Source organism: Nitrococcus sp., from assembly GCF_059432795.1.
The window spans coordinates 1-3,681 of sequence record NZ_JBXWZQ010000181.1 but is presented as its reverse complement, the minus strand read 5'-3'; the positions used below and the strand labels follow the sequence as shown (position 1 = coordinate 3,681).

At 64.6% G+C, this 3,681-nt stretch carries 3 protein-coding genes; all 3 read right to left on the bottom strand.

Annotated elements, in window-relative coordinates:
- On the bottom strand, positions 1-452 hold a 452-nt coding region (locus AC52Q4_RS12605; protein WP_495537147.1), incomplete at its 3' end, for a hypothetical protein.
- 27 nt (positions 453-479) lie between these two features.
- Positions 480-2,048 (bottom strand): ATP-binding protein, encoded by a 1,569-nt coding sequence (locus tag AC52Q4_RS12600; RefSeq protein WP_495537146.1) that lies wholly within the window; start codon positions 2,046-2,048, stop codon positions 480-482.
- A 56-nt stretch (positions 2,049-2,104) separates the two neighbouring features.
- Positions 2,105-3,607: a DUF4407 domain-containing protein gene (locus AC52Q4_RS12595; protein WP_495537145.1), complete on the bottom strand. Its 1,503-nt coding sequence runs from the start codon at positions 3,605-3,607 to the stop codon at positions 2,105-2,107.
- Between the last annotated feature and the right edge of the window lie 74 nt (positions 3,608-3,681).

Genomic DNA, 3,681 nt, shown 5'->3' with positions numbered 1-3,681 from the left:
AGCCGCCCGGTCTCGTTCCTGGTAATCGCAAGCCGGCTCCCGTCGCCGCGCTCGAGCAGCAGAGGCGCCGCGTCGCCATGCGACGCCAGCCCCGGTGCGGCAACTGCCCGGTAACCAAGGGTTGATGCGGCGCTCAGCAACGTCTGAGGCTCATTGAGATGCAGGCTCAGCGTCTTGAACTGGGGCCTGTCAGCCGCGCCGATCCGCTCCATTTCATCCCGGTATTGCTCTTGGACGGATTGAATTTCCTCCAGTTGCTCGGGCGTCAATTCCGGTGCCTTCGCCAACCAGCGGCCGAGCCTGTACAGCCCGTATACCCCCGCTGCGGCGCCGGCAACTGTGAGGGCGACGGCGCCGACCGCTGCGCCCGCGCCGGCGGCAGACCCGGTATCCGTGTCGTAGGCCTGATTGTCGAGGTTTTCGTAGGGGGTGACGGTACTCGTGTTGCTCATGACTGGTTCCTCCAGAATGGTTGGCTGTCAATCGGCGGTGGCCGAGGCCGGATCGCAGTACTGCTGCCCCCAGCGGCGCAGCTCGCGAAACTCGTCGTAGATCGCCAGCGCCCGGGCACGCTTGCGTTCCACCTCGTACTTCAGTCCATCAAGGGTGAGCGGCCGGTGCTCATACGCTGCACGGTTCAGAGCCTGCTTGAACACTGAGCGCAGATCCGCGCCGGAGAACTTTTGCGTGAGCCCGGCAAGTTCCTCGGCCGCAGCGTCCAGACTCTCGATGTTTCCGCCAAGCCAGTTCGCGAGCATGCTCCGCCGTGCCGCGTATCCGGGCACGTCCACGAAGAATGCGGCATCGAATCGCTCCGACCGTGTCATCGTCAGACCCACCTCGCCCATGCGCCGCAGGCTGTTGGAGGTGGCGACGATGTAGTTCGGGTGGGGGTTGTCGGAGAGCCAGGACAACAGCGCCCCGGTACAACGCATCATGGTGCCCCCATCCCGCTCCGACGAGTCGCCGAACGCCTTTTCGATCTCGTCGATGAACACCACGTTGGGACCCATCGCCTCCAGAGTCTGGAAGGCCTGCGCGAAACGCCGCTCCGTCTCGCCGAGAAGCGAGTTCATCAAAGCAGAGATGCGGAACTCGACAACCGGCAGATTCACCAGCCTGCCGATCGCGCGCGCGAGCATGGTCTTGCCCGTGCCGGGCGGCCCGATCAGCAGCACACCCCGAGCCCTATGCGAACCGCTGATTCGCATCCGGTCCTGCGTGACCCGGAGATAATCGACCAGGTTTTCCAGTCCGGTCGGTTCCTCGGCCCCGTTAGTGTCGAGGATGTTCATCGCCAGGTCCCGGCTCAGCTGCTCGGCCTTGCGCGAGGCAAGGCGCCGGTAGGCACCCTCGCCGTCCTTCGGGCTGGCCGCAAGAGCATCCCAAAGTGCGTCCCGTGCGGCGCTGCGCGTCAGGCCGACCAACTCCGTGGCCAACCGGTCCGCCTGGCTCCTGATTTCCTCCGCCGCCATCGCGGTTCCCGTGCGATGCGCCAGAAGAGCGATCTCCTGGGTCGCGATGGCGGTGAGTTCGGGCGCACGCGGGTAGGGAATATCGAGGCGTACGAACTGGTCCTGAAGGATGGACGGCAAGCGGTCTCCAGCCTCCGGCGGCTCGACGAATGCGAGCACCAGACCATCGCTCTGCGTCTCGGCCGAGAGCATCTGCGCAAGCAACATGCGCACCCGCTGGTCGCCGCCCTCGTCACGCAGAAAGGCCGTGGAGTCCTCAAGAACGACCACGCCACCACCGCGCAGTCGTTGCGCCTCGTCAAGCAACGTGAAGGTGTCATTCGGGCCCTGTCCGACCGTCTCCCAGCGCAGATCCTGCTGCTGGAAGCGCCGCCTCGCAGCAACGGTGAAGTGATTCAGGGGCACATCCCCGGCCGACCGTACCGTCTCCTTGAGAAGGCCGAGCGCATGATCACGGTCGCGCGTGGCAAGGAGGCATGCACGCACACACCGCGCCGTCCGGCTGGCCTGAATCACGCGGGTAATCCGATCCTGAACCGCGCGGGTCGCTTCGCTGTGCGTTTGCTCGGTCATACCTTCTCTCCTCCTGTGTTCCTGTTGTCCCATATGCCGGAGAACCTTTGCTCTGCTCAGGCCGCCTTGCCGTACCCAGGATCCAGCAACCCGTCGCGATGGCGACGGCTCCAGATCTCGTCAGGCCTGTCAGGGTTTACCCAATAGCGGTCCGGGTCGGCCAAAGCCTCGGCCGTGGTGATGAGGTCGCCGGGCTCGCCCCCGATTACGGGGTGGCGTTCTGTCGCGGTCTTCGGAGCTGGTGCCCCGCCAAGCCATGGGTCCGCAGTCGATACCGAGTCGGCGGGATCGGGAGCCGCCTCGAACAACGGTTCGTCGGCTGTATGACGGCACTCCGAGCCGGCTGCCGAGCACTCGGGCGAAGCAGACGTGACGGGATCTCCACGAGTCCCCGAGTCTGTATACCGGGAGGTCTCGTTGATCTCGCCGAGCGCGCGACCGAACTCGTTGTCCACCCGGGCCGCCTCCAAACGGGTCCTGGCGATGAGGCGGACCATGTAGGTGCTCGCATGCGCATTCAGGAAGACGAGGAAGAACACCATTTCGAAGATGACGATGACAGCCTTCGTGGCATAGGCCACGAACACGACCTCGAGGGACTCCTCTTTCATCCTCTGCAACGCGGTGAAGCGCCCCAGGAAGTCACTGGTTGCCGGACGGAGTTTCGCATCGCGTTCCTGGATCAGCGCGGTAGCACGAACCTGGAAGACGCGATCGGCCTCGCGCACGCGCTCGTCGCCTTCCGTGATTCGACGCTCGATTTCCAACAGCCGAGCGCGGTCCCGATCGAGGTCCTGCTGCGCCTGGGCCACTCGACGGTTGGCGGCTTCGAGCCGCAGCTCTGCCTCGCGGTATCTCGGACCGCGGCCAGCCGCCCGCCCGCCAATGCCGCTTTCTTCCCGGTGCATCTCGACGCGAGCCTCCGCCGCAGCCTGTTCCGCCACGACCAATGCCGATTGCGAGTCACGCAAACTCTGCTGCAGGTCTCCACGCTCATCGGCTGCGGCCTTCCGGTCCGCAAGAGGTCCCGCCAGCAAATCGTTGCGAAGCCTTTCTGCCGCTGCGCGGTGCGCAGCCTCAATGGGTGCGTTATAGGCCTGTCGTTCTGCGTGAAGATGGGTCTCGATCGTTTCGTTAAACAGCCAGAGCGTCACGTACGTACCGGTCACCATGGCGAGTGTCAGCGCAAGAGCCAGGCGGATGACGATCTTCACCCACCGTGCCACGGTGCGCTGAAAGGCTCGGAACGAGGCAGTCATCGGCTCCGCCAGAATCCCCTTCAAATCCCAGTCGGCGGTGCTGATCGAGAGATCAAGCAAATAGATGATGGCGCCCGCGAGCATCCCGCCCAGAATCGCGGCCCAGAGTGGCAGCATCAAGGACAGCACCGCACCCCACAATACTGCGGCCACCGAGAAAGTGAGCAGGAATGCCGCCGCGTGCCGGACCTCTCTGCGCCGCTCCAACACACCCTCGCATTCGGAAACCAGCGCAGCGTCGGCACCGGTAATCGCACAGGCGACGCGGAGCAGAAGGTCGGGCTTGTCCGAATGGTGCATCGTTGCTCTCCGAACCAAGGGTGAGATTGCATGTTCGCCTGCCGATCGCGTTCCACGATCAAACGGCAAGCTTG